This is a genomic window from Mesorhizobium sp. M7A.F.Ca.US.007.01.2.1, assembly GCF_003998165.1.
GTDB lineage: Bacteria > Pseudomonadota > Alphaproteobacteria > Rhizobiales > Rhizobiaceae > Mesorhizobium > Mesorhizobium ciceri.
Window position 1 is genome coordinate 1 of the sequence record NZ_RZQP01000080.1, and the last position, 24,890, is coordinate 24,890.

22 protein-coding genes and 2 pseudogenes are annotated in these 24,890 nt (G+C 62.5%); 15 read left to right on the top strand and 9 right to left on the bottom strand.

Features of this window, described 5'->3' with window-relative positions; translation table 11 throughout:
* Positions 1–144: pseudogene (locus EN949_RS36550) on the bottom strand (winged helix-turn-helix transcriptional regulator); the annotation flags it as partial.
* A 27-nt stretch (positions 145–171) separates the two neighbouring features.
* On the opposite strand from EN949_RS36550, the gene EN949_RS35865 reads away from it, so the two are divergent.
* From EN949_RS35865 to EN949_RS16370, 3 genes are read left to right on the top strand one after another with little or no spacing between them, the layout of a single operon-like run.
* The gene (locus EN949_RS35865) at positions 172–327 is read left to right on the top strand and encodes a hypothetical protein (protein ID WP_164752000.1); all 156 of its coding nucleotides are present in this window, start codon (positions 172–174) and stop codon (positions 325–327) included.
* Positions 328–365: 38 nt separating this feature from the next.
* Positions 366–1,544 (top strand): M24 family metallopeptidase, encoded by a 1,179-nt coding sequence (locus EN949_RS16365; RefSeq protein ID WP_063170211.1) that lies wholly within the window; start codon positions 366–368, stop codon positions 1,542–1,544.
* Positions 1,531–2,760, top strand: a complete 1,230-nt coding sequence (locus EN949_RS16370; RefSeq protein WP_063167799.1) for an amidohydrolase — start codon at positions 1,531–1,533, stop codon at positions 2,758–2,760. The genes EN949_RS16365 and EN949_RS16370 overlap by 14 nt, the downstream gene beginning before the upstream one ends.
* Positions 2,761–2,809: 49 nt before the next feature.
* Here EN949_RS16370 and EN949_RS16375 read toward each other — a convergent pair whose 3' ends face one another.
* Together EN949_RS16375 and EN949_RS16380 are read right to left on the bottom strand one after the other, a co-directional pair.
* On the bottom strand, positions 2,810–4,114 hold the full coding sequence (locus EN949_RS16375; RefSeq protein WP_063167800.1) for a M23 family metallopeptidase: 1,305 nt from the start codon (positions 4,112–4,114) through the stop codon (positions 2,810–2,812).
* A gap of 150 nt (positions 4,115–4,264) precedes the next feature.
* A complete protein-coding gene (locus EN949_RS16380; RefSeq protein WP_063167801.1) occupies positions 4,265–4,732 on the bottom strand; it encodes a peroxiredoxin in 468 nt (155 codons plus the stop codon).
* 95 nt (positions 4,733–4,827) lie between these two features.
* Here EN949_RS16380 and EN949_RS16385 point away from each other — a divergent pair, with 95 nt between their 5' ends.
* Complete coding sequence (locus EN949_RS16385; RefSeq protein WP_063167802.1) at positions 4,828–8,202, top strand: DUF3971 domain-containing protein; 3,375 nt, start codon at positions 4,828–4,830, stop codon at positions 8,200–8,202.
* A gap of 6 nt (positions 8,203–8,208) precedes the next feature.
* On the opposite strand, the gene tyrS is transcribed toward EN949_RS16385, so the two are convergent.
* Positions 8,209–9,462 carry a tyrosine--tRNA ligase gene (gene tyrS / locus EN949_RS16390; RefSeq protein WP_063167803.1) on the bottom strand — a complete coding sequence of 418 codons (1,254 nt, stop codon included), beginning with the start codon at positions 9,460–9,462 and terminating at the stop codon, positions 8,209–8,211.
* Between the two features lie 285 nt (positions 9,463–9,747).
* On the opposite strand from tyrS, the gene EN949_RS16395 reads away from it, so the two are divergent.
* The 3 genes from EN949_RS16395 (at position 9,748) to EN949_RS16405 (ending at position 13,441) form a co-directional block, all read left to right on the top strand.
* Positions 9,748–11,391, top strand: a complete 1,644-nt coding sequence (locus EN949_RS16395; protein ID WP_063167804.1) for a glycosyltransferase family 39 protein — start codon at positions 9,748–9,750, stop codon at positions 11,389–11,391.
* Positions 11,392–11,436: 45 nt separating this feature from the next.
* On the top strand, positions 11,437–12,273 hold the full coding sequence (locus EN949_RS16400; RefSeq protein WP_063167805.1) for a phosphatase PAP2 family protein: 837 nt from the start codon (positions 11,437–11,439) through the stop codon (positions 12,271–12,273).
* A 67-nt stretch (positions 12,274–12,340) separates the two neighbouring features.
* Positions 12,341–13,441, top strand: coding sequence for an SEL1-like repeat protein (locus EN949_RS16405; protein WP_063167806.1), 1,101 nt, complete (start codon positions 12,341–12,343; stop codon positions 13,439–13,441).
* Positions 13,442–13,690: 249 nt separating this feature from the next.
* On the opposite strand, the gene EN949_RS16410 is transcribed toward EN949_RS16405, so the two are convergent.
* Positions 13,691–14,341, bottom strand: coding sequence for an FMN-binding negative transcriptional regulator (locus tag EN949_RS16410; protein WP_063167807.1), 651 nt, complete (start codon positions 14,339–14,341; stop codon positions 13,691–13,693).
* Between the two features lie 21 nt (positions 14,342–14,362).
* Positions 14,363–15,037: an alpha/beta hydrolase gene (locus EN949_RS16415; RefSeq protein ID WP_127371733.1), complete on the bottom strand. Its 675-nt coding sequence runs from the start codon at positions 15,035–15,037 to the stop codon at positions 14,363–14,365.
* A gap of 236 nt (positions 15,038–15,273) precedes the next feature.
* On the opposite strand from EN949_RS16415, the gene EN949_RS16420 reads away from it, so the two are divergent.
* The 7 genes from EN949_RS16420 to sufA all read left to right on the top strand — a co-directional run bounded on the left by EN949_RS16420 (position 15,274) and on the right by sufA (position 22,590).
* Complete coding sequence (locus tag EN949_RS16420) at positions 15,274–16,437, top strand: cysteine desulfurase family protein (RefSeq protein ID WP_063167808.1); 1,164 nt, start codon at positions 15,274–15,276, stop codon at positions 16,435–16,437.
* A gap of 242 nt (positions 16,438–16,679) precedes the next feature.
* The gene (sufB, locus tag EN949_RS16425) at positions 16,680–18,197 is read left to right on the top strand and encodes a Fe-S cluster assembly protein SufB (RefSeq protein WP_013532161.1); all 1,518 of its coding nucleotides are present in this window, start codon (positions 16,680–16,682) and stop codon (positions 18,195–18,197) included.
* Positions 18,198–18,224: 27 nt separating this feature from the next.
* On the top strand, positions 18,225–18,980 hold the full coding sequence (gene sufC / locus EN949_RS16430; RefSeq protein ID WP_013532160.1) for a Fe-S cluster assembly ATPase SufC: 756 nt from the start codon (positions 18,225–18,227) through the stop codon (positions 18,978–18,980).
* Between the two features lie 19 nt (positions 18,981–18,999).
* Positions 19,000–20,268 (top strand): Fe-S cluster assembly protein SufD, encoded by a 1,269-nt coding sequence (gene sufD / locus EN949_RS16435; RefSeq protein ID WP_063167809.1) that lies wholly within the window; start codon positions 19,000–19,002, stop codon positions 20,266–20,268.
* A gap of 185 nt (positions 20,269–20,453) precedes the next feature.
* Entirely contained in the window at positions 20,454–21,695 is a 1,242-nt protein-coding gene (locus EN949_RS16440; RefSeq protein ID WP_063170212.1) for a cysteine desulfurase, read from the top strand.
* 21 nt (positions 21,696–21,716) lie between these two features.
* Positions 21,717–22,109, top strand: coding sequence for an SUF system Fe-S cluster assembly protein (locus tag EN949_RS16445; protein ID WP_013532157.1), 393 nt, complete (start codon positions 21,717–21,719; stop codon positions 22,107–22,109).
* Positions 22,110–22,209: 100 nt separating this feature from the next.
* Positions 22,210–22,590 (top strand): Fe-S cluster assembly scaffold SufA, encoded by a 381-nt coding sequence (gene sufA / locus EN949_RS16450; protein WP_013532156.1) that lies wholly within the window; start codon positions 22,210–22,212, stop codon positions 22,588–22,590.
* Between the two features lie 184 nt (positions 22,591–22,774).
* Here the strand turns inward: sufA and EN949_RS16455 are convergent, their stop codons facing one another.
* A complete protein-coding gene (locus EN949_RS16455) occupies positions 22,775–23,272 on the bottom strand; it encodes a GFA family protein (RefSeq protein WP_013532155.1) in 498 nt (165 codons plus the stop codon).
* 90 nt (positions 23,273–23,362) lie between these two features.
* Here EN949_RS16455 and EN949_RS16460 point away from each other — a divergent pair, with 90 nt between their 5' ends.
* Positions 23,363–23,686, top strand: coding sequence for a TfoX/Sxy family protein (locus tag EN949_RS16460; RefSeq protein WP_063167810.1), 324 nt, complete (start codon positions 23,363–23,365; stop codon positions 23,684–23,686).
* 69 nt (positions 23,687–23,755) lie between these two features.
* Here EN949_RS16460 and EN949_RS16465 read toward each other — a convergent pair whose 3' ends face one another.
* Positions 23,756–24,673 carry a pseudouridine-5'-phosphate glycosidase gene (locus tag EN949_RS16465; RefSeq protein WP_064995407.1) on the bottom strand — a complete coding sequence of 306 codons (918 nt, stop codon included), beginning with the start codon at positions 24,671–24,673 and terminating at the stop codon, positions 23,756–23,758.
* Between the two features lie 74 nt (positions 24,674–24,747).
* A pseudogene (locus EN949_RS36555) lies at positions 24,748–24,890 on the bottom strand (carbohydrate kinase); the annotation flags it as partial.

The following is a 24,890-nucleotide window of genomic DNA, read 5'->3' on the forward strand; positions in this document are numbered from 1 at the left end:
CAGGGTCGATACCGTCTGGACGGTGAGGCCGACGCGCCGGGCGATCTCGCCGCGCGCGATCGGCCCGTGCAGGCGGATGGACTCAAGCACGATGCGCCGGTTGTATGGCCGCCCGAACTCCTGATTGGTCCCCCGCAGTGCCATGCCTTGCGCCCCTTAGGAGAGGATAGCTTGGCACCGCTTATTTATTCAGTCAAATGGAATTCAAAAATAAATGATAATGAAACACAAATCTTGGGAAGGCCGGGTATGGACGTACCCGATTCAGGACCTGCCCACACGCCGCCCTGGCCGATTGCCGCCATGGCGAAACCTCTTCAATGGTGAGCGAACCCGCGACCGTTGATGACAAAGCAGGAGCAAAGATGATCGAATTGCCGTTTGCCCGCGACGAGTACCGACAGCGGCTTCGCAAGATCCGCACCGAGATGGCCAAGCGCGGTCTCGAGCTTCTTGTCGTCAACGACGTTGCCAACCAGCATTACATCACCGGTTATGACGGCTGGTCGTTCTACACGCCGCAAATGGTGCTGGTTCCAATCGAGGAGGTCGAGCCGGTCTGGATCGGGCGCGCCATGGATGCGGCCGGCGGTCTTCTGACAGCCTGGATGAAACCGGAAAACGTGGTCGGCTTTCCGGAAGACCATGTCCAGCGAGGCGATCGCCATCCCATGGACTGGATTGCGAACTGGATTGTCGCCAAGAGCTGGGGGAGTCGCCATATCGGCATCGAACTCGAAGCCTATTATTTCTCCCCCAAGGCGCACGCCCGGCTTGTCGCCGGACTTCCCAATGCAAAATGGCACGATGCCGACCTGCTGGTGAACTGGATCCGGGCGGTCAAATCGGCGCCGGAGATCGCCTATTTGCGCAAGGCATCGACGCTCGCCGAAGCTGCCGTCACGCGAGCCTTCGAGGTGATCGCGCCGGGCGTTCGCGAATGCGACGCCATCGCCGCCATCCAGGCGGCGCAGATCGCGGGCAGCCCGGATTTTGCCGGCGACATCACAGCGCTTCCGCCGACAATCCTCGGTGGCGAGAATGCCTCGGCGCCGCACATCATGTGGAGCGACAGGCGGTTTGGAGAAAACGAGACGATTGCGCTGGAACTTGCCGGCGTTTGCCGCCGCTATGCCGCCGGCCTCGCCAGGACCATGCAGCTTGGCAAGACGCCGACAAATGTCTCGGATACCGCCAAAGCGGTGATCGAGGGCATGGACGCGGTGCTCAACGCGGTCAGGCCGGGAACGACTGCCGAAGCGGTCGAAGCTGCCTGGCGCAAGGTCATCCAGCGCTACGGACTGAAGAAGGAATCGCGCATCGGCTACTCCATCGGCGTCGCCTATCCGCCGGATTGGGGCGAACACACGATCAGCCTCAGGCCGGGCGACAAGACGGTGCTTGAACCGGGCAACGTCGTTCATTCCATCCTTGGCATGTGGATGGACGGCTGGGGCATCGAGGTCAGCGAGACCATCCTGGTCACCGAAACCGGCCACGAGACCCTGACGAAGTTCCCGCGAGAGATCCATGTCAAATCCTGAGGGTTCGGCCACGGCGGGTGGTGTTGCGAAAACCGTGACGACCGATATCGACGCCGGAATTCTCGACCGGATGATCGAGGTCCGTCGCCATCTGCACCGCAATCCCGAGCTTTCGAACCAGGAGGCCGGCACGCAGCGTTACCTCAGGCAGATGCTGGTGGATCAGGGAATCGTCGACATTCGCGACGTCGCCGGCTTTGGCCTTGCCGTCGATATTGTCGGCGCCGGCAGGCCGTCAAATCGAAAGATCGCCATTCGCGCCGACATCGATGCCTTGCCGATCGAGGAGGAGTCCGGCGTCGATTATGCATCGACGAATCCAGGTGTGATGCATGCCTGCGGTCACGACGCCCATGCATCGATGGCTTTCGCGGTGGCCGCGCATCTTCACCAGTCGCGGGACAGTTTTGGCGGTACCGTTCGCCTGATCTTCCAGCCGGCGGAGGAGGACGAACCGTCGGGCGGCAAGCGGGTGGTGGAAGAGGGGCTTCTCGACGACATCGACGCCGCCATCTGCGTCCACGTCGATCCGTACACACCGACCGGCAAGATCGCCGTCGGCTCCGGTCCCTACACTCTGGCCTGTGACACGTTCGATGTGGCCGTCATCGGCTCGGCGGCACACGCGGCAAAACCGCATGAAGGCGTCGATGCGTTGGCCGTGGCTTGCTCCCTGGTGAGCGAATTGCAGAAGATCGTTTCGCGCGAGACCGATCCGTACGATCCGCTGGTGATTTCCGTGACTGCCATCAATGGCGGCAACGCCTACAATGTCACAGCCGGCAGGGTCACGTTGAAAGGCACCATCCGCAGCGGCAGCGATGCAACCCGCGAGCGGGCCTGGCACCGCGTTCGTACGATAGCCGAGGGTATGGCGACGAGCCACGGCGCGCGTGTCGAGGTCGACATCCACAAGGGCGAACCCGGCGTCGTCAACGATGTCGAGATGACAGAGCTGATTGCCGCCAGCGCCAAGGCCTGCATCGGTGCCGACAACGTCCTCAACACGCCCGGATGGACGATCGCGGACGACTTTGGCTACTACAGCGAGAAACGTCCTTCGGTCTATTTTCGGCTGGGAATCCGGAACGAGGAGATCGGATCGGTCTTTCCGCTCCATCACGCCCGGTTTCGTGTCGACGAGGCCGCGTTGAAGGTCGGCGCGACCACCCTGGTTGCGGCAGCGACGGCGTTTCTGTCTACGGGAGCGCCTTAGTCAGCCATCATGATGGTCATCGGCGCATGGGGCAGGAGCCTGGGATCGCTTACAGATACTGGGCGACCTTCTTGCCGACCGTGAGGAAGCGCAAGGGATCGATCGCTTCGCCATTGTGGCGGACTTCGTAGTGCAGATGCGGGCCGGTCGAGCGGCCGCTGCTGCCGGTCTTGCCGATGACGGCGCCGGCGTCCAGTTTCTCGCCGACGGTCACGTCGATCTCGCTGAGATGCCCGTAACGTGTCGCAAAACCATTGCCATGGTCGACTTCAACCATGCGGCCATAGCCGCCGTTCCAGCCGGCCTTGGTGACGGTGCCGGGCGCCGTGACCTTTGCGGCCATGCCGATCGGCGCCCTGAAATCCATGCCGGAATGCAGTGCCGCGGTGCCGAGGATCGGGTCGGTGCGCACGCCGAACGGGCTGGTGACGGAGTGGCCCGGCGCGGGGTTGGTCAGCGGCAGCTGGCGCGCTTCTTTCTTGAGATGGTCGAGCGCGTCAAGCGCTTCGTCCAATTCCTTGACCTTGCTGTCGAACATCATCGAACTGTCGAGCGGGATCAGCGGTCCGCCGACGTCGCTGTCGCCCTTGCCGAAGTCGCTGTCGACGGGCAGTCCGGCCGCCTCGAGCGCCTGGGTGATGGCATCGGCGCTCTTATAGGCATTGTCGGCAAGCGTGCTGATGCGGGTCAGTTGATCGCTCTCGATGGATTTCAACGACTGGTTGATCGAGACGAAGAGCTTGTCGGCACGATCGGCGGCTGAATCATTGGGCAGCGGATCGGAGCGGGTTGACCACAGCGAGAACGGCCTTGTGTCGCCGGCGCCGAGATCGGCGCTCAGGCTGGCGACCGCATAATTCCGCGCGGGCTCCTTGATGCTGCCGGTCACTTCGGCGCGTTTGTCCGGCTTCGCAGCCGCTGCCGGATCTTCGGCCGGCGCTGCGCCGACCTCGCTCTCGGCGCGTTCGAGCAGCGGACCAAGGCGGCCATGACGCTGGCTCAACTGGCTCTGGCGTTCAAGCAGTTCGCTGACCTTGGTTTCCATCAGCTGCTGGTCGAGCAACTGGCGGCTGGTGATGCGGTCGACCTGGGCGCGAAGCGCCGAAATGCGATCTTCATAGGCTTGCTGCATGCGCGCCTGACGCGCCGTTGTGGCGCCGATCAAATCGTCGCGCAGCACGAGATAGGAGGTGGCCATGAGGTAGCCGACGGCAATGGCGGCCAGCGCCGAGCCGATAAAGGCCGCCAGCCACGGTCGGATCGTAAAATGCCTGATCTCGTTGCCCCGGGCGATGATGACCGTATGGGGCTCCTTACGCTTGCCGAAGACTGCGGACTGACCGGTTGCGTTCACGGGACCAAGCTTTCGTTTACGACACCACGACAGCTTGATTACACATTATTAGGGTTAACAAAGGCTTGCAGCGATAGCTTGCTCGCAGCGATTGCCCGCCAGGCGTGCGTAAGGTTGCAAGGGAACCTGGGCCAGCCTCGCCGGCAAACCTCAAAGCGCTCGAACGGCCTCGAGCACCTCTTCGGCATGGCCCTTGACGCGGACCTTGCGCCAGATCCTGGCGATCCGCCCGTCGCGGCCGATCAGGAACGTCGCGCGCTCGACGCCCATATACTTGCGGCCATACATCGATTTCTCGACCCACAGATGGTAGGCCTCGATCACCGTGCGCTCCTCGTCGGCGGCGAGGTCGATGGTGAGATTGTATTTCGACTTGAACTTGTCGTGCTTCTTGACGGGGTCGGGCGACAGGCCGATCACCACGGCGCCGGCCTTCTCGAACTCCGGCTTCAACTGCGAGAAGCTGATCGCCTCCTGCGTGCAGCTTGTTGTGTCGTCCTGCGGATAGAAATAGAGCACGATGGGCTTGCCGGACGATGCGGCAAGGCTGACCGATCCGCCGCCGTCCCGCGGCAGGTCAAATTGCGGCGCAAGATCGCCTACGTCGAGGTCAGCCATACCGATGCCCTTGTTTGAGGTTACGCGCGAAGCCACACCGATATAGTGTCGGACGGGGATTCGTCCACGATCGAGTTCGTACAACGGAAAATTGCGTGGATCAGGAGCGACCGCAGCACGAGAAGATCCGGTTCAGGCGTGATGAGATCACCGACCTGGGGACCTTTCCGTCCGCCTGCCGTGTGCCGCCGCTTGGTCAGGCGTCGATCGGACGCGGTTTTCGCATCCTGTCGCGACTGTTCGCCGGTCTGGTCGCTTTCGTGCTGCTGGCCGCCGTGCTCGTTTATCTGGTTGGCGCCTCCGGCATCGGAGCCGACCGGCTTCGCGCCGAGGCGGAAACGGCGCTTGAGAAACTGGCGGGCGTCGATGTCAATGTCGCGGTCGGGCCTGCCCGCATCACGCTCGACGGTTCGAGTTTCATCGCGCTTCAGGTCAGCGACGTCAGCTTGAAGACATCAGACGGCAAGCCGATGGCCGATGCCGGCCGCGTGCGCTTCGGCGTGCGTCTGTTCCCGCTGCTGTGGGGAGATGTGCGGCTGACCAGCGCCAGGATCTCGGATGCCCGCATCGTCGTGGCGGCGATGCCGTCAGGCGGCGACTGGACCGCCGGCCTGCGCAATGCGGACGGCCTCATCGATCCGGAGAAGCTGTCCGCCGCGGTGTTCGGAAACATCAACCACGCACTCGATGCCGTGCGGGAGGATTCGCTGCGTCGCATCGATCTTCGCAATGTCGAATTCGTGCTGCCCGAAACCGGAGCGATCAAGCTCGTCAAGATCACCGACGCCACCGTCGTGCAGTCGGGACCGGGCGGCATGGAGTTTTCCTCGAAGGCGGACATCGACGGCAGGACGCTTACGGTTGCCGCTACCGCCACCCGTGATATCGCGGCGCACCGGGTCACGGCGCTGGATGCGAGCGTCGATCTGGCCGACACCGGCGCGGCCGCTGCCGGCAAGTTGGGACCCGTCGCGTTGAAGCTGACGGGATCGGAAGGGTTCGGCGTGAACGCATCGCGGCTGACGGCCGCTTTGTCATCGACGGGCTCTGTCCTCGATCTCGGCACGCGAGGATTGCTGGCGGCGGACGTCGATATCAATGCGACGCTGGTTGCTGGCAGCAACAAGGTCCAGGTCGACAGATTGCTGCTGAAGACCGGCCGCTCGACATTCGATTTCGCCGGTTCGATCGGGCCGAAGCCGGCAAGCGGAGCGGTGGGTGAAGAGCCCTCCTATCGCTACGACCTGACCAGCGACGGGTCGTCGCTTGCGCCTTCGGAGTCGCCCGAGCCGGCGCTCACCTTCCTCGCCCGGATCGCCGGTGTCTACAACACGGTGAGCCACAAACTGGTGGCCGAGCAGATCGCGCTTCGGTCCGCCGGCTCGGGCGAGATGCTTGGCACCGCCGCCGTGGCGTTCGTCGACGGCAAAGTGCCGGGGATCAATCTGGCGTTCAACATCCACGACATGCAGGTCTCTCACGTCAAGCAGCTATGGCCGTGGTTTTCGGCGCGCAATGCCCGGCTGTGGGTGCTGGCAAATCTGTTCGGCGGCCGTGTCGTCGACGCCAACCTTCAGTTCCAGGTGGTGCCGGGCCGGCTGGGCAACGGCGTGCCGCTTTCGGCCGATGAGGTGTTCGGCCGCTTCCAGATCGAGGGATCGCGCTTCGACACCGCCGGCCGCATCCCTCCGATACGCGATGCGGTCGGCGTCGTCGGTTTCCACGGCAACGATGTCGATATCTCGCTGTCCTCGGGCACCGTCTACATGCCCAGCGGCCGCACCGTGGCGGCCAGCAACGGCACGCTGACGGTCAAGGCGGCCAACCGCCCGCCGGTCGTCGGCGCGCTCGACATCGATGTCGACGGCGACGCATCCGCCGTTGCCGAACTCGCATCCTACGAGCCGATCAACGCCATGCGCCATGTCGGCATTCTGCCGGAGGACCTGTCGGGCAGCGTCACCGGTCACGTCAAGGCGGATATTCCGCTGCAGTCCGGCGTCGACTCCTCGAAGCTCGATTGGCTGGTGTCGCTCGACTACACCGGCATGTCCCTGGCCAAGCCCTTCGAAGGACAGGTCGTGACGGATGCCGACGGTTCGATCACGGTCGACCCCGAGAAGGCGGTGATCTCCGCCAAGGCGTTGCTGAACGGCATTCCGGCCGAACTCGATCTGATCGAGCCGCTCAGGGATGAGGGGCCGGCGCGCAGCCGCAAGGTGGCCCTGGTGCTCGACGACAAGATCCGCGCCGCCGCCATGCCCGGCCTGAAGCCGCTGCTTGCCGGAACTGTGAAGGTGGCGATCGACAAGAACGGCAGCGGCGACCAGAACGTCTCGGCCGACCTGACCAACGCCAGGCTGGACATTCCCTGGGCGGGCTGGAGCAAGGGGGCGGGGGTGCCCGCCAACGTCACCTTCGTCATGACCAAGTCCGGCGACACCACGACGCTGTCCGATTTCAATCTCGACGGAAAGACGTTCTCCGTCGACGGCAGCATCGTGCTGGTCAATGGCGCCTTGTCGTCGGCGCGGTTCAGCAAGGTCACCTTGAACAGAGGCGACGACGTTGCTGTGTCGGTGAAGCGGTCCGGCAAGGGCTATGCGGTCGACATATCGGGCAATGCGCTCGATGCCCGCTCGCTCATCAAGCAGTTCACCTCCGACGTCGACACGGCTACCAAAACCACCGGTTCCGACGCCATCTCCGTCAGCGCCGATGTCGACCGGCTGACCGGTTTCCACGACGAGCAATTGTCCAATCTGAAGCTCGACTACAGCGCGGCCGGCTCGCGGGTGAACGGGCTGAAGGTCAGCGCCACGGCAAGTTCGGGCGCCGCCATAACCATCAGCAACACCACCGGTGCCGGCCAGCGCGCGCTCAACATGCAGTCCGCCGACGCTGGCGCCATCCTGAGATTCCTCAATATCTACGAGCATATGGAAGGCGGAACGATCACCCTGGCCCTGGCGGGGCCGAGCGACGGATCGCTGAGGGGCAAGGTCGACACCAGCAACTTTTTCGTCGTCAACGAACCGAAACTGGCCTCCATCGTCTCGACCACGCCCGCCGGCGACAACCGCAGCCTGAATCAGGCGGTCAAGGGCAAACTGGACACGTCGCGGGTGAAGTTCGAGCGCGGTTACGCCGAGATCGACAAGGGCAGCGGTTACCTGAAAATCGCCAACGGTGTGCTGCGCGGACCGCGCATCGGCACCACGTTCCAGGGCACGCTCTACGACCAGAACAACAACATGGACATGACCGGCACGTTCATGCCGGTCTATGGCCTCAATCGCATCTTCGGCGAATTGCCCATCGTTGGCGCGCTGCTCGGCAATGGCCGCGACCGTGGCCTGATCGGCGTCACCTACCGGCTCAAGGGCAACGCCAACAAGCCGTTGCTGGACATCAATCCGCTGTCGGTGATCGCGCCCGGAATATTCAGGTCGATCTTCGAATATAGGTGAGCGAGTTCAGGCCGGTCGCACCAGAATGTGTTTTTTCTTTCCCAAGGAAAGCTTTACGACGTTTTCCGGACTCAAATCCTGAGGGGTCACCAGCCGGCGCTCGTCGCTCACCGGCTCGTCGTTCAGGCGCACGGCGCCGCCCTGCACATGCCGCCGCGCTTCGCCGTTCGACGCCGCCAGTCCGGCGGTGACCAGCAGCGACAGGATGCCGACGCCGGTTTCGAGCGCTGTCCTGTCGACCTCGACGGTCGGCAGCGACTCCGCGAGCGCGCCTTCCTCGAACGTCTTGCGCGCCGTATCGCTGGCTTGCTCGGCGGCCGCGCGGCCGTGCAGCAGGGCGGTGATCTCGGTGGCGAGGATCTTCTTGGCCTCATTGATCTCGGATCCGCCGAGCCGCTCGAGCCGCGCCACCTCGTCCAGCGGCAGCGTCGTGTAGAGCTTCAGGAAGCGGGCGACGTCGGCATCCTCGGTGTTGCGCCAGTACTGCCAGAATTCGTAGGGGCTCAGCATCTCCGCGTCGAGCCAGACCGCGCCCGACGCCGACTTGCCCATCTTGGCGCCCGACGAGGTGGTGAGCAGCGGCGTGGTCAGTGCATAGAGCTGCGCGTCCTCCGTGCGGCGGCCGAGATCGATGCCGTTGATGATGTTGCCCCACTGGTCGGAGCCGCCCATCTGCAGGCGGCAGCCGAGACGCTTGTAGAGCTCGACGAAATCATAGGCCTGCAGGATCATGTAGTTGAATTCGAGGAACGACAGCGACTGCTCGCGATCGAGCCGCAGCTTGACGGAATCGAAGGCCAGCATGCGGTTGACCGAAAAGTGACGACCGACATCGCGCAGGAAATTGACGTAGTTGATCTCCATCAGCCAATCGGCGTTGTTGACCATGATGGCGTCGTTGGGACCGCTGCCGAATTTGAGGTAGGGCATGAAGTTGCGGCGGATACCGGCAAGATTGTCTTCGATGTCCTGCGGGGTCAAAAGCTTGCGCGCCTCATCCTTGAACGACGGGTCGCCGATCATCGAGGTGCCGCCGCCCATCAGCGCGATCGGCCGGTGACCGGTCTGCTGCAGCCAGTGCAGCATCATGATCTGGATCAGCGAGCCGGCGTGCAGGCTCTTGGCGGTCGCGTCGAAGCCGATATAGGCTGTCACCGTCTCCTTGGCGAAGATATTGTCGAGACCGGCATCATCCGAAGTCTGGTGGATGAAACCGCGCTCGCTCATCGTGCGCAGGAAATCCGATTTGAAGGCAGGCATTTTTTCTATTCCCGAAAGCGTCCGGCCGCTGTGGCTCAGGCGTGCATGAACGCGGGCGTTTAGCATCCAAGCGCGATCAGCAAAAGTGGTTTCCGGTTTTGCGACTGATCGCGCCAGACAAAGGTCCAGCGATCAGCAAAAGTGGTTTCCGGTTTGCAGCCCGCGCGGATGGCGTTGCGAATCCTTGCTTCGTCGTTTGGGCTGGCGTATTGAGGCGCCGCGCAGGGCAGGGCCTGAGGCGCCGCGACGGGGCCATCCCGCAGATCAGATCCGGAAAGCTCCGCGATGAACAGGAACTATCTCTTTCTCTTTCTGTTCAGCGTGCTGATGACGTTCAGTGGACTGGCGAGCCTTCCACCCATCGACCGCGACGAATCCCGTTTTGTCCAGGCTACCAAGCAGATGGTCGAAACCTCCGACTATGTCGACATCCGTTTTCAGGATGCCTCGCGCTACAAGAAGCCGATCGGCATCTACTGGCTGCAATCGGCGGCCGTGGCGCTGAGCGGCGAGGGGGCGGCGGCGCCGATCTGGGTCTACCGCCTCGTCTCCATGCTTGGCATTGCCTTGGCCGTCGTCGGCATCGCCTGGACGGGCACCAAGCTGTTCGGGGCCAATGCCGGTCTCGCCGCCGGCCTGATGATGGCGGCGATCTTCGCCACCGCCTTCGAGGGCCGTGACGCCAAGACCGACGCCATGCTGCTGGCCTGCTGCGTGGCGGCGCAAGGCGCGCTCGCCCAGATCTATCTGGCAGCGCGCCGCAACGAACCGGTAGCCGCCCATCTGCCGTGGATTTTCTGGGCCGCTCAAGGCCTTGGAATTCTTATCAAGGGGCCGGTGGCTCCGCTGTTGTCGTTGCTCACGGTCGCCGCCCTGTTTGCCTTCGAGCGCGACTGGCGCTGGCTCCTGAAGCTGAAGCTCGTGCGCGGTGTCGCTCTGGTGGCGCTCATCGTGTTGCCCTGGGTTGCCCTCATCACCTGGAAGAGCGGCGGCACCTTTCTCAGCGATGCCGTCGGCAAGGACATGATGGCCAAGGTCGCCTCGGGCGAGGAATCGCACGGCCTGCCGCCCGGTTTCTACATGCTGACCTATTCCTTGTTCATGTGGCCGTTCGGCCTGATCGCGGTCGGCGCCGGGCTCCAGGCCCTCAACCGTCTGCGCGACGATCCCCGGCTGCGTTTCTGCCTCGCCTGGTATATTCCGTTCTGGCTGGTGTTCGAGCTGATCCCGACCAAGCTGCCGCACTATGTCCTGCCGGCCTATCCCGGCATGGCGCTGCTGATTGGCTGGCTGCTGACATTGTCGCCGCAGGAGGCCAATGCGCCGCTCAGGCGCTGGCAGGACTGGTTGTGGTGGTCGACCGCATTCGGTCTTGTCGTGGTCAGCCTTGGCCTGGCGGCGGTCTGCGTCGGAGCGCCGATCTATCTCACCGGCTCCTTTTCCTGGTGGAGCATCCCGGCCGCCGCGGCGGCGCTGGCGGCAGGGTATTTCGCTTTTTCGCGACAGCTGCAAGTGCCGCTCTCCCGCATCGGCGCCATCGCGGTTTGCGCCGGCATTACCTATGGGCTGTTGTTCGGCGTCATCGCGCCTTCGCTGAAGCCGATCTGGCTGAGCCCGGCGATCGAGGCGGCAGTCCAGGCCAACAGGCCTTGCGACACCACGGTGCTCGCCTCAGCGGAATATCACGAGCCGAGCCTGGTGTTCCTGGTCGGCACCAAGACCGTCCTGACCGATGTCGATGGCGTCGCCAAGCATCTGCTCGGCGATCCGGCCTGCGCGCTGGCGCTGGCACAAATCGGCGACGAGCAGAAGCTGAATGGCCTGTTGGAGGCGCAAGGCAAGTCGGCGAGCCGCGTTGCCGAGGTCGATGGCCTCAACTATTCGTCGGGAGACAAACTGTCGCTCGGCCTCTATCGTGTAAGCCAGTGACGGCTCGCCGATGCCCATGACGGCAACAATGGGGTCGAATTTCCTATGCTGGTGAAATCACGCCCGCCCGTTTCGAGCCTGCTCCTTGGCATAGGGCGCCGGTCGCTCGACAACTTTCGCGATACGATGCAGATCGCCAAAAGCCGCCTTGCCACCCGGCCGGCCAGATACCCGAATATTTTGTGGTCGGTCTGGGTGCTGGTCTGGGTCTTGCTGACGGCGTCGGCGTTTGTTCGTCTCGACACTCCGGCCGGAATGCTTCACGGCAAGTGGTCGGCGGGATTTGCCCGGACTGCCGACTTTTTCACCCAGTTCGGCCTGGGAGGCTGGTATATCATTCCCTCAGTGCTTCTGCTTGTCGCCGCGAACCTGACGGATTGGCGAAGCCTGTCGCGGCGCTCGCTGATGCTCCTCTACAACTGGACCTGCCTGGCTTTTCTGGTGCTGTGCGCCACCGGCCTGTCGGGGATCGCCGTCAATGTGCTGAAATATGCCATTGGCCGGGCTCGCCCGCTCTATTACGAGGACTTTGGCGTGCTGACCCTGCACCCCTTCGCTTTCGATGCGCGCTTCGCCGGCTTTCCGTCCGGCCATGGTACGACAATGGGCGCGGTGTTCGGGGTCGCTTTGCTGTTGTTTCCGCGGCGCTGGTACATCGCCCTGGCGATCACCGCCTGCATCGCCTCGACCCGTATCTTCGTTGGCGCGCACTATCCCAGCGACACCGTCGCCGGCTTCGGCCTTGGCTGCGGTTTCGCGCTTGCCTGCGGGCTGGTCTTTGCCCGGCTCGGCTTCATCTTCCGGCCGATGCCTTCGGGCTTGCCGGTCCGCAAGAAGACGTTTTGGCTGATTGGGCCGAGAAGGAATTTGACGGGCCGATGATGCCATGGGTAGGAAAGTCGTTGCGATAACCGGACGGCAAGGCGGGACAATGGTACGACGATCGCGAATGGTGGTAGGAGCGCTGCTGGCGGCATTTGTTGCTGGCGGAGAGATGGCGAACGCCTCGCCCTTCGTTGACACGAAGGAGGGGCAAGTCCAGGTCGACCATATGACCCTGCAGGAATTGCAGGCGGCTGCGCTAACGGGGTCGGCCGACGCGCAGAACCGGCTTGGCGTCGTTTTTCTGCTGGGACTCGGAGTTAAAGCGGATTTCGTCAAGGCTTTCGAATGGTTCCAAAAAGCGGCCGAGAAAGGGCACCCCGACGCGGAGACTTGGTTGGGCAATCTTTATGGAACCGGTCGAGGAGTAACACTCGATCGGCAGAAATCTCTGTTTTGGACAAGGAAGGCCGCAGAGCGCGGTTACAGCCGCGCAGAATATAATTTGGGAGTGAATTTCCTAGAGGGGACACTCACCGCCACGAACTACACCGAAGCCATCGCGTGGTTCAGGCGGGCTGCGGAACATGGCGACGTGTTGGCCAATCACAATCTTGGCCTATTGCTTTTGACAGGACGCGGAACTCCCAGTTCACCGCCAAATCTGAGAATTGAAGTCGACAAGGTACAGGCGCTGAAGTCGATTGCGTTCTCCGCCGAGAGTGGATTTGCGGACTCTCAAGCGGCTCTTGCTGCCATGTATTTCGAGGGGAACGGCGTAACGCAGAGCTATTCTGAAGCGGCCAGATGGTACCTATTGGCCGCGGAGCAGGGCTCAGCGTATGCACAAACGATGCTGTCCGCCATGTACCTTACTGGGCATGGTGTAACCGCCAACCAAGACACTGCCGTGAAATGGCTGAAGAAAGCGGCAGCAAACGGGAATGCTGCGGCTCAGGAACAGTTGGGCCAGAGTTATGGCGGCGGATTCTACGGACTGCCGCAGGATTTCATGCAAGCGATCGAGTGGACGACAAAGGCGGCGGACCAAGGAAACGCGGAAGCACAAAACACTCTTGGAGTAGCCTATCTTAAAGGTCTTGGAGTGCCGTCCGAGCGAGAGGTGGCTCATGATTGGTTTAAAAGGGCCGCCGCACAAGGTAATGCTCATGCAATTTACAACATAGACAAATATTTTAATAAAGATAAGGTTTTTACAGGGCAATGACCCGATTTCTATTTGGCCGGGCTGGGCTTCACCAAGGCTCGGCTTCATCAGTGCTCATTGGCGCGCCTTAATTTCCTTCGCGAACGGTGATGGGCCGGACCGACAGACCTCAAAAGACCGTAGTGTCTGCTTATTGATCGTCCCAGCGCGAACCATGTCACTGACCGCGCTATGGTCCTCAAAGGCGTCGCTCTGAAATTCCCGCTTGGTCGTCATGACCAACCTCCAAGCTACATTCCGCCAATTCAGCTAGACGCCGTCCAGGCCGCCATAGGATCTGACCAATCCGGCCATGTCGGGCGACCGGTGGTCCTCGTGTTCGAGCCCTTGCGCAACGCCGACGCGATCGGCGACCGGCCGGTTCTGGCTGACCTTCCACTTGCCGTGGATTTCGCTGATCTCGATTTCCAGCCCGATAATGCCCTTGATCTGCGACTGGATGAAGGGCTCCGGCGCATCGGTCACCGCCCAGGGCGCGGCGCGGGCGCCTTCCTGGGAGACGGTCAGATCGGCGATCTGCTGCGCCAGCCAGTCCTGATCATCCATCACCTTGACGGTGCCGCGAACCTGCACGATGGCATAATTCCAGGTCGGCACCACCTTGCCGGTCTCGCGCTTGGTCTCGTACCAGGACGGCGTCACATAGGCATCGCTGCCCTGGAAGACGATCAGTACGGTTGACGCCGGATTGTCGGCCAACAGGCGCCATTGCGGGTTGGCCCGCGCCAGATGGGCGCGCAGCCTGCCGTTCGGCCCGATTTCCGCGTCGAGCAGGAACGGGATGGCGTTGGCGACCGGCCCATCGGGTCCGTTGGAAATCAACAGGCCCAGCGGATGCGTCCGGATCAGCCCGTGCAGGATTTCCGGCCGCGTTTCCCTGAAATGAGGAGGTTCGTACATCGCCGTCCCTGCTTTCTTTGCTTATCTCAGCCGCTTCGGCCGCGGATCCGACAATTCGCCGGCCAGCCGGCGGTCGAGATAGTCGGCGCATTCCTCGAGCAGCAGGTCGGCATCGTTGGAGAAGAAATGGTTGGCGCCGGGCAACGTCTTTTGGGTGATGGTGATGCCCTTCTGCGTGTGCAGCTTGTCGACCAGGCCCTGCACATCCTTCGGCGGCGCCACCTTGTCGGCATCGCCATGGATGATCAGGCCCGATGACGGGCAGGGCGCCAGGAACGAGAAATCATAGGTGTTGGGCTGCGGCGCGATCGAGATGAAGCCTTCGATCTCGGGCCGGCGCATCAGAAGCTGCATGCCGATCCAGGATCCGAACGAGTAGCCGGCGACCCAGCAGCTCTTGGAATCGGGATGCAGCGACTGCACCCAATCCAGCGCCGCGGCAGCGTCCGACAACTCGCCGGCGCCGTGGTCGAATTCGCCCTGACTGCGGCCGATGCCGCGGAAATTGAAGCGAAGCGTGGTGAAGTCCCGCTTCTGGAACATGTAGAAGAGGTCGTAGACGATCTTGTTGTTCATCGTGCCGCCGAATTGCGGGTGCGGGTGCAGGACGATGGCAATCGGCGCGCTCTTTTCCTTGGAAGGCTGGTAGCGACCCTCCAGGCGGCCGGCAGGACCGGTGAAAATGACCTCAGGCATAAAATACTCCACTAGGTAATACGAATGCGCGGTGCCTGGAACGTTTCCTCTGGCCTTGACGCAGGGCGAGCGTCTTCTTAGAAGCTAGTTTAGAATTGTTCAAAACTGAGTGGCAAGACATCGAGCCCGGCCACCCGCGCCGCAAGCCGCGTAAATAGGACGGCTCGCCTTGGAATTTCAAGGAAATAACGCCATACGACGGCGGAATGGCTTCTGACGGGACTTGACGGACGAAAATGGCCGCAAAACGCGCCTATCTCGACTACAATGCCAGTGCGCCGCTGCTTGCCGCGGCCCGCGAAGCTATGGTCGCGGCGCTCGATGTCGCCGCCAATCCGTCATCGGTTCACGCCGAGGGGCGGGCGGCCCGCCGTCTGATCGAGACCGCAAGGCGTGACGTGGCGGCGCTCGTCAACGCCAAGCCCGAGCACGTCGTGTTCACCTCCGGTGCCACGGAAGCAGCCTCGACGCTGCTGTCACCCGACTGGCAGATGGGGCGCGGCACGGTGCGCATGAGCCGGCTTTACGTGTCGGAGGCCGATCATCCCTGCCTGTTGAACGGCGGACATTTCCCGGCAGTGCAGGTAAACCGGATCGGCGTCGACGCCAACGGTATCGCCGATCTCGACGCTTTGGCGGCAGCGCTCAGTGGTCATGACAAGAGCGAAGGCCTGCCGCTGGTTGCCATCCACGCCGCCAACAACGAGACCGGCGTCATCCAGCCGATCGATCGCATCGCCGGGATCGTCAAGGCGGCGGGCGGCATCCTCATGGTCGACGCCGTGCAGGCCGCCGGGCGTGTTTCGATCGATCTATCAGCGGGTTACGCCGATTATCTGATTCTGTCCTCGCACAAGATCGGTGGTCCCAAGGGCGTCGGCGCCATCGTCGCGGCTTCGGATCTGATGATGCCGAAGCCGTTGATCAATGGCGGCGGTCAGGAAAAGGGCCATCGCGGCGGGACTGAAAACCTCGCTGCCATTGCCGGTTTTGGCGCGGCCGCCCGCGAGGCCCTGGCCGGATTGCCGGCCATAGATGCGGTGCGCCGGCGCCGCGACGAGATCGAGGCCATCGTGAAAACGCTGGTGCCGGACGCGGAAATCTTCGGAACCGGTGCGCCAAGGCTTGCCAATACGGCATTCTTCGCTATTGCGGGCGTCAAAGCCGAAACCGCGCAGATCGCCTTCGACCTGGCCGGCGTAGCGCTGTCGGCCGGCTCTGCCTGTTCGTCCGGCAAGGTCGGACCGAGCCATGTGCTGAAAGCCATGGGATACGGTGACAGCCTTGGCGCCTTGCGCGTGTCGATCGGTCCGGCGACGGGCGCGGAAGACATCGAGTTGTTTCGCGTTGCGCTGACGGGAATCGCCGCGCGTCGGGCGGATAGAGAAAAAGCCGCGTGAGCGGTTGGGGCATCGGACCGAAAAGCGCGTAGCGATTTTCGGGAAAATCCGATGCTTGACGAAAATGATTTGGGCCATTCGGCCTGGTAGAGCCGTGCGTTTCATGCTGGCCGGGTGAATTTCCGGTCGAAGCGCACTATATGAAACTTACGCTGCCGCAAGCGCCTTTTTGGGGTTCGTTTTGGCGGTGCCATAGTTTGAAAACTGTCGGGCCTTGACCCCGGCGTGGATGGAGAACGCATATGCCTGCTGTGCAGGACACGATCGATCGGGTCCGAAAGATCGACGTCGACCAATATAAATATGGATTCCAGACCGAAATCGCGATGGATAAGGCCCCCAAAGGCCTCAGCGAAGACATTATCCGTTTCATTTCGGCCAAGAAGGACGAACCGTCCTGGATGCTGGAATGGCGTCTGGAAGCCTATCGCCGTTGGCTGACGCTTGACGAGCCGACCTGGGCGCGCGTCCACTATCCCAAGATCGATTTCCAGGACATCTACTTCTACGCGGCGCCCAAGAGCACGCCCGGCCCGACCTCGCTCAGCGATGTCGATCCCGAACTCTTGAAGGTCTACGAGAAGCTCGGTATTCCGCTGCGCGAGCAGGAAATCCTCGCCGGCGTGCAGAAGACCGACGCCTCGGAACTCGAGGAAGTCAGCGACAATGTCTACAAATCGGGCCGCGTCGCCGTCGACGCCGTGTTCGATTCCGTTTCCGTCGTCACCACCTTCAAGAAGGAGCTGGCGCAGGCCGGCGTCATCTTCTGCTCGATCTCGGAAGCCATCCGCGAGCATCCCGAACTGGTGAAGAAGTATCTCGGCTCGGTTGTGCCGACCTCCGACAATTATTACGCCACGCTGAATTCGGCCGTGTTCACCGACGGCTCGTTCGTCTTCGTGCCCAAGGGCGTGCGCTGCCCGATGGAGCTGTCGACCTATTTCCGCATGAACGAGAAGAACACCGGCCAGTTCGAGCGCACGCTGATCATCGCCGAGGAGGGGGCTTACGTCTCCTATCTCGAAGGCTGCACGGCGCCGCAGCGCGATGAGAACCAGCTGCATGCCGCCGTCGTCGAACTGGTGGCGCTCGACGATGCCGAGATCAAATATTCGACGGTGCAGAACTGGTATCCCGGAGACGCCGAGGGCAAGGGTGGCATCTACAATTTCGTCACCAAGCGCGGCGACTGCCGTGGCGATCGCTCGAAGATCTCGTGGACGCAGGTCGAGACCGGCTCGGCGATCACCTGGAAATATCCGAGCTGCATCCTGCGCGGCGACGATTCCTCGGGCGAGTTCTATTCGATCGCTGTCTCGAACGGTTATCAGCAGGTCGACAGCGGCACCAAGATGATCCACCTCGGCAAGAACACGTCGAGCCGCATCATCTCCAAAGGCATCGCCGCCGGCTTCTCGCAGAACACCTATCGCGGCCAGGTCTCGGCGCACCGCAAGGCGACCAACGCCCGCAACTTCACCAACTGCGATTCCCTGCTGATCGGCGACCAGTGCGGCGCGCACACCGTGCCCTACATGGAAGCCAAGAATTCGACGGCGCAGTTCGAGCACGAAGCGACCACGTCGAAGATTTCCGAGGACCAGAAATTCTACGTCATGCAGCGCGGTATCCCTGAAGAGGAGGCGATCGCGCTGATCGTCAACGGCTTCGTCAAGGACGTCATCCAGCAACTGCCGATGGAATTCGCTGTCGAGGCGCAGAAGCTGATCGGTATCTCGCTTGAGGGCTCGGTCGGCTGACCGGACAGATATTCAGGAAACGAAAAAATGCTTGAAATCAGAAACCTGCACGCCCGCATCGTCGATGACGGCACCGAAATCATCCGCGGTCTGAACCTGACGGTGAAAGCCGGCGAGGTTGCCGCGATCATGGGGCCGAACGGCTCGGGCAAATCGACGCTGTCCTACATCCTCGCCGGTCGCGAGGACTATGAGGTGACCGAGGGCGACATCCTCTACAACGGCCAGTCGATCCTCGAAATGGATCCGGCCGAGCGCGCCACGTCAGGCATCTTCCTCGCCTTCCAGTATCCGATGGAGATACCGGGCGTCGCCACCATGGAATTCCTGAAAGTGGCGATGAACGAGCAGCGCAAGGCGCGCGGCGAGGAGCCGCTGAAGATCCCGGAATTTTTGAAGCGCGTGAAGGAAGCCGCCGCCTCGCTCAGCATGGAGATGGCGATGCTGAAGCGGCCGCTTAATGTCGGCTTTTCCGGCGGCGAGAAGAAGCGGGCGGAGATCCTGCAGATGAAATTGCTGGAGCCGAAATTGTGCGTGCTCGACGAGACCGATTCCGGCCTCGACATCGATGCGCTGAAGATCGTTTCCGACGGCGTCAACGCGCTGCGCGCGCCGGACCGGGCGTTCCTGGTCATCACCCACTACCAGCGCCTGCTTGAGCACATCGTGCCCGACACCGTGCATGTGCTCTACAAGGGGCAGGTCATCAAGTCAGGCGACAAGTCGCTGGCGCTCGACCTGGAAGCCAATGGCTATGCCGGCGTGATCGGCGAAGCAGCGTGAGATGCCAGAGGTAATACCGATGAACATGCACGCACAACCGCAGCGGACACCGGCCGAGACAGCGTTGATCGACGCGTTCGGCGACCGGCTGTCGCTGCTGCCGGGCGACGGCGCGGTGATGCTGAAGCGCGACGACGCCATCGAGACGATCAAGCACGGCCTGCCGACGCGGCGCGTCGAATCCTGGCACTATACCGACTTGCGCCGGTTGCTGAATACCGTGCCGGACTTCGACCCTGCCGCCATGGCCAAGGCCATTGCGCCGATCGTTGACGGTTCCACTGTGGTGTCGATCCTGAACGGCAAGTCCGACGCCAAAGTGCCGGTTCTTGAAGGCGTCTCTTTCCAGCGCCTGTCGGAAAAGCTGGTCGACGGCAGCGCAGCACCTGGGCTCGACCCCTATGGCAGCGACGACGCCATCGGCGCGCTGAACACGGCTTTCGTCGCCGACGGATATTTTGTCGACATCGCCGATGGCGTGGAACTCGAAAAGCCGGTCGAGCTGCAGAACCTGCAGGCCGGCGGCCAGACCCATGTGCGCCTGCCAGTGCGTGTCGGCGCCGGCGCCAAGGCCGTCATCGTCGAACGGCAGACAGGTGACGGCGCTGCCCTGGGCAGCTCGGTCAGCCAGCTCGTGCTCGGCGAAGGCGCCGAGGTGACGTGGCTGATTGTCCAGGAACAGCCGGAAACGGCGACGCATCTGGCCCAGTTCAAGGCCCATATCGGCAAGAATGCCAAGCTGACGTTGTTCGTCATGAACGCCGGCGGCAAGCTCGTGCGCCAGGAGATCATGGTCAGGACGACTGGCGAAGGCGCCGATTTCAAGCTGCGCGGCATCAACCTCTTGGCCGGCGACACCCATACCGACGTGACCATGGTTCTCGACCACGCCGTGCCGCACACGACCTCGACGGAGATCATCCGCAACGTGGTGACGGGCAAGGCGCGCGGCGTGTTTCAGGGCCGCATCAACGTCCATCAATATGCGCAGAAGACCAACGCCAAGATGGCATGCAACACGCTGTTGCTGTCGGACGACGGCGAGTTCTCGACCAAGCCGGAGCTTGAAATCTTCGCCGACGACGTGATTTGCGGCCATGGCGCGACGGTCACCGAGATCGACCACGATCATCTGTTCTACCTGATGGCGCGCGGCGTCGACGAGAAAAGCGCGCGGGGGCTGCTCGTGAAGGCCTTCGTCGCCGAGGTGATCGAGGAACTGGACGACGAGGCGATCGTCGAAGCGCTGGAAGCGCGGCTCGACGGCTGGTTCGTGGCACACGGCTAATTGGATGGGGTCCGGCAAAGCCACCCCTCATCCGTCTTGGCGCTACGCGCCAATCCACCTTCTCCCACAAGGGGAGAAGGTAAAGCGCTAGACCTTCTCCCCTTGTGGGAGAAGGTGGCCGAGCGAAGCTCGGTCGGATGAGGGGTGTTGGAAGGATCTCGGCCTTGGCCGGCAAGGACTTTGAAATGGACCAGAAACTCGAAAACATTCCCTACGACGTCGAAGCGATCCGCCGCGATTTCCCGATCCTGTCGCGGGAAGTCTATGGCAAGAAGCTGGTCTATCTCGACAATGGCGCCTCGGCACAGAAGCCGCAGGCGGTGCTCGACGCTGTCCAGCACGCCTACAGCCAGGAATATGCCAACGTCCATCGTGGCCTGCATTTCCTGTCCAATGCCGCGACCGACGCCTACGAAAAGGCGCGCGAAACGGTACGCCGTTTCCTCAACGCGCCAAGCACCGACAACATCATCTTCACCTCGAACACGACCTCGGCCATCAACACCGTGGCCTATGGCTATGGCATGCCCAACATCGGCGAGGGCGACGAGATCGTGCTGTCGATCATGGAGCACCACTCCAACATCGTTCCCTGGCATTTTATCCGCGAGCGGCAGGGCGCCAAGCTGGTCTGGGTGCCGGTCGACGATCTCGGCGTCCTCCACATCGAGGAATTCGAAAAACGGCTGACCGACCGCACCAAACTGGTCGCCGTCACGCAGATGTCGAATGCGCTGGGCACGGTGACGCCGATCAAGGAAATCGTGCGCATCGCGCATGCGCGTGGAATTCCCGTCCTCGTCGACGGCAGCCAGAGCGCCGTGCATATGCCGATCGATGTGCAGGATCTCGACTGCGACTTCTTCGTCTTCACCGGGCACAAGGTTTATGGCCCTTCGGGCATCGGGGTGCTCTACGGCAAGAAGGACATTCTCCAGGGCATGCGCCCCTTCATGGGCGGTGGCGAGATGATCGAGGAGGTGACGGAAGACATCGTCACCTACAACGAGCCGCCGCATCGTTTCGAAGCCGGCACGCCGCCGATCGTGCAGGCGATCGGACTGGGTGCCGCGCTCGACTATATGGAAACGATCGGCCGCGAGCGCATCGCCGCGCATGAGGAAGACCTCAAGACTTATGCGCATGAGCGGCTGCGCGCCATCAATTCGCTGCGCATCTTCGGCGATGCGCCCGGCAAGGGCGCCATCATCTCGTTCGAACTGCAAGGCATTCATGCGCACGACGTGTCGATGGTGATAGACAGGCAGGGCGTTGCTGTCCGCGCGGGCACCCATTGCGCCCAGCCGCTGTTGAAACGTTTCGGCGTAACCTCCACATGCAGGGCATCGTTCGGCATGTATAATACCAGGGCCGAAGTCGACGCTTTGGCCGAGGCGCTTGAGAAAGCGCGCAAATTCTTCGGATGACGATTTTTTTGGGTGACGACCATGGATGATGCAAGCATCGCTGCCGAGACCACTCCGGAAACCGCGCCCAATGCGCTGGTTTCGGGATCGGCCATTCCAGCCGACGAACTGGCGCGGTTGACCGACGACATCGTATCGGCGCTGAAGACGGTCTACGATCCGGAAATCCCGGCCGATATCTACGAACTCGGCCTCATCTACAAGATCGACATCGAGGACAATCGCTCGGTCAAGATCGACATGACGCTGACCGCTCCCGGCTGCCCTGTCGCCGGCGAAATGCCCGGCTGGGTCGAAAATGCCGTCGGCGCCGTCGAAGGCGTGTCCGGCGTCGAGGTCAACATGACCTTCGACCCGCCATGGTCGGCCGACCGCATGTCGGAAGAGGCGCAGGTGGCGGTGGGCTGGTACTAGCGTCAAGCCTGGCACACTTGCGCGAGGGATAAAACTTCACCATTTTAGGTGAGGAATCATTCGGCAGGCCTTGAACCTGCATGGAATGGAAGGAAAAAGAATGGGACGCTTCGCCGTCATCACCATGACCGAAAAGGCCGCCGACCGGGTGCGCGAGATCGTCGCCACCCGCGACAACGCGCATGGCATCCGCCTCGGCATCAAGAAGGGCGGCTGCGCCGGCATGGAATATACGGTCGATCTGGTGACCGAGCCCAACACCAAGGACGACCATATCGAGCGCGACGGCGCTCATGTCTATGTCGCGCCCGAGGCCGCGCTATTCCTGTTCGGCACCGAGATGGATTTCGAGCAGACGACGCTGCGCACCGGCTTCACCTTCCACAACCCGAACCAGAGCTCGGCCTGCGGCTGCGGCGAATCCGTCGAACTGAAGCCGGCCGACCTGAAGGCACTGGCAGAGGCACGCGCTTCGGCCTGATTTTTTCCTTCGCCCCGTTTACGCGGAGAAAGTGTCACGAAGTGACGGATGAGGGGCAGCGCCAGCCTCTCCAGAGTTAGCTCCGCCCAGCCTGCCGGCGTACGTCGTTAGAAAATCCAAGCAATTGGCTTTTCGTTCGCTGCGCGGATCACTCCTCACCTCCCCGTAAACGGGGCGAAGAAACTCACTCCACCCACATGCCCGTCCGCTTGTGCCAATCGGCGATCGATTCCTCGGGATAGACGTCGAAGACCTTGTCGTGCTTGCCAACCACCGGCTCGACCCAGTTCGCCTTGTATTTCAGCATCAGGTGCACCTTGCTCTGTGGGATGGGCAGGTCGCTGTCGATCGCCGAGGCGAAGGGATGCACAAGCTCCGGCCAGGTTGGATCGTAGAGCCAAAGGGCTGAGCCGCATTTCTTGCAGAAATTGCGCTCGCCGGTTGAGATTTCGCAATGCGGATGCTCGTCGTCCTCGATCTCCGCCCGAAAGACGCCGAGGCTGCGCTTGCCCCTGATGTTCAGTGTCTCGTTGTCGGCACCGAGATTGATGGCAAACCCGCCGCCGCCCTGCTGCTTGCGGCAGATCGAGCAGTAGCACAGCATGAATGGCGCCGGCGTGTGGCTCTCCACCTCGAAACGCACGGCATTGCAGCGACAGGACCCTTTCAGCAGAAGAGGCATGGCGGGAAAACTCCGATACCTCTCTCAACCTGTCAGCATGATTTTGGTTGCGGCGATGACAAGGCCAGATGCCGGTGACATGATCGCGGCATGGACAATGAACGCATCGCCGAACTGTTCGAGGGTCTCGGCCCTGTCAGCATCCGCAAACTGTTCGGCGGCAAGGGCATCTATTTCGACGGCGTCATCGTCGCCATCGTGTTGCGTGGCGAATTGATGCTGAAAGCCGACGAGCAAAGCGCGCCCGAGTTCGAGGCCGCCGGCTGCACGCAATGGACCTATACCGGCTCGCGCCACGGCAAGCTGGTCGCCATGCCCTACTGGAGCGTTCCCGACAGCGCTTTCGATGATCCCGAGGAGATGGCGGCCTGGGCACGCCGGGCGTATGAGGCGGGGCGGCGGGCGGGGAAGTGAATGCCAACCTTCTTGGCACAGCGGAGGGACAGCACCCCCCTCTGTCCCGCCGACCTTGGAGGCCGTGCCCTACAATGCCCTGGCTATCCTCGCCGCCAACCTTGCATTGTTTTCCACCAGCGCGATGTTGGTCTTCAGGCTCCTGCCGCCGGTCAGTTCGAGGATCTTTCCCAGCAGGAATGGCGTCACTGCCTTGCCGGTGACATGTTGTGCCTCGGCGGCCTTCTGCGCGGCGTCGATATAGCCCGCCATCTCCGCAGCCGGGATTTCCTGGTTTTCCGGCACAGGATTGGCAATCAGCATGCCGCCAGCAAGCCCAAGTGCTGCCCTCGTCTGGTAGAAATGCGCGATCTCTTCCGGCTCGTGCAAGGTCAGCGGCGCGCGGAACGGCGATTGCCTGGACCAGAAGGCCGGCATCGTCTCGCAGCCATGGCCGATCACCGGCACGCCGCGCGTCTCCAGCACTTCCAGCGTCTTTTCGATGTCGAGGATCGCCTTGGCGCCGGCCGAGACGACAATCACCGGGGTGCGCGCCAGCTCGTCGAGATCGGCGGAAATGTCAAAGCTCTTTTCGGCGCCCTTGTGCACGCCGCCGATGCCGCCGGTGGCAAACACTTTTATGCCGACCATATGCGCCGCGATCATCGTGGCGGCGACCGTGGTGCCGCCGGTGCGCCCTTGCGCCACGGCAAAACCGAGATCGGCGCGCGACAGCTTCATCGCGTCGCCCGTCATCGCCAGCGATTCGCGCTCGCCGTCCGAAAGCCCGATCTTGATGCGGCCGCCAACCACGGCGATCGTCGCCGGCACGGCGCCGCCATCGCTGATGATCTTTTCGACATCGGCCGCCATGGCGCCATTGTCGGGGTAGGGCATGCCATGGGTGATGATGGTGCTTTCCAGCGCCACCACCGGCCGGCCGTCGGCCAGGGCCTGCGCCACCGGCGCGTGGATGTCGATGAAGGGGCGGGCGGTCTCAGGGGTCATCAAGGTCTCCTATCCGGAATGCGGCGCGTCCGTCGGACGCTCGGCAACATCGCGGCACTATGAATTCGCCGGTCTCATGCCATTTCCCTGGCATCCGGCACAAGAGCCAACGCTTCCGCGAAGCTCGCCGCGGTGAACTCCGGAACGGCGGCGGCGCTTTCGATGGCAAGCGTCGCCCCGGCAATGCCTTCGCGCAGAGCTGCCCGCAACGGCAGTC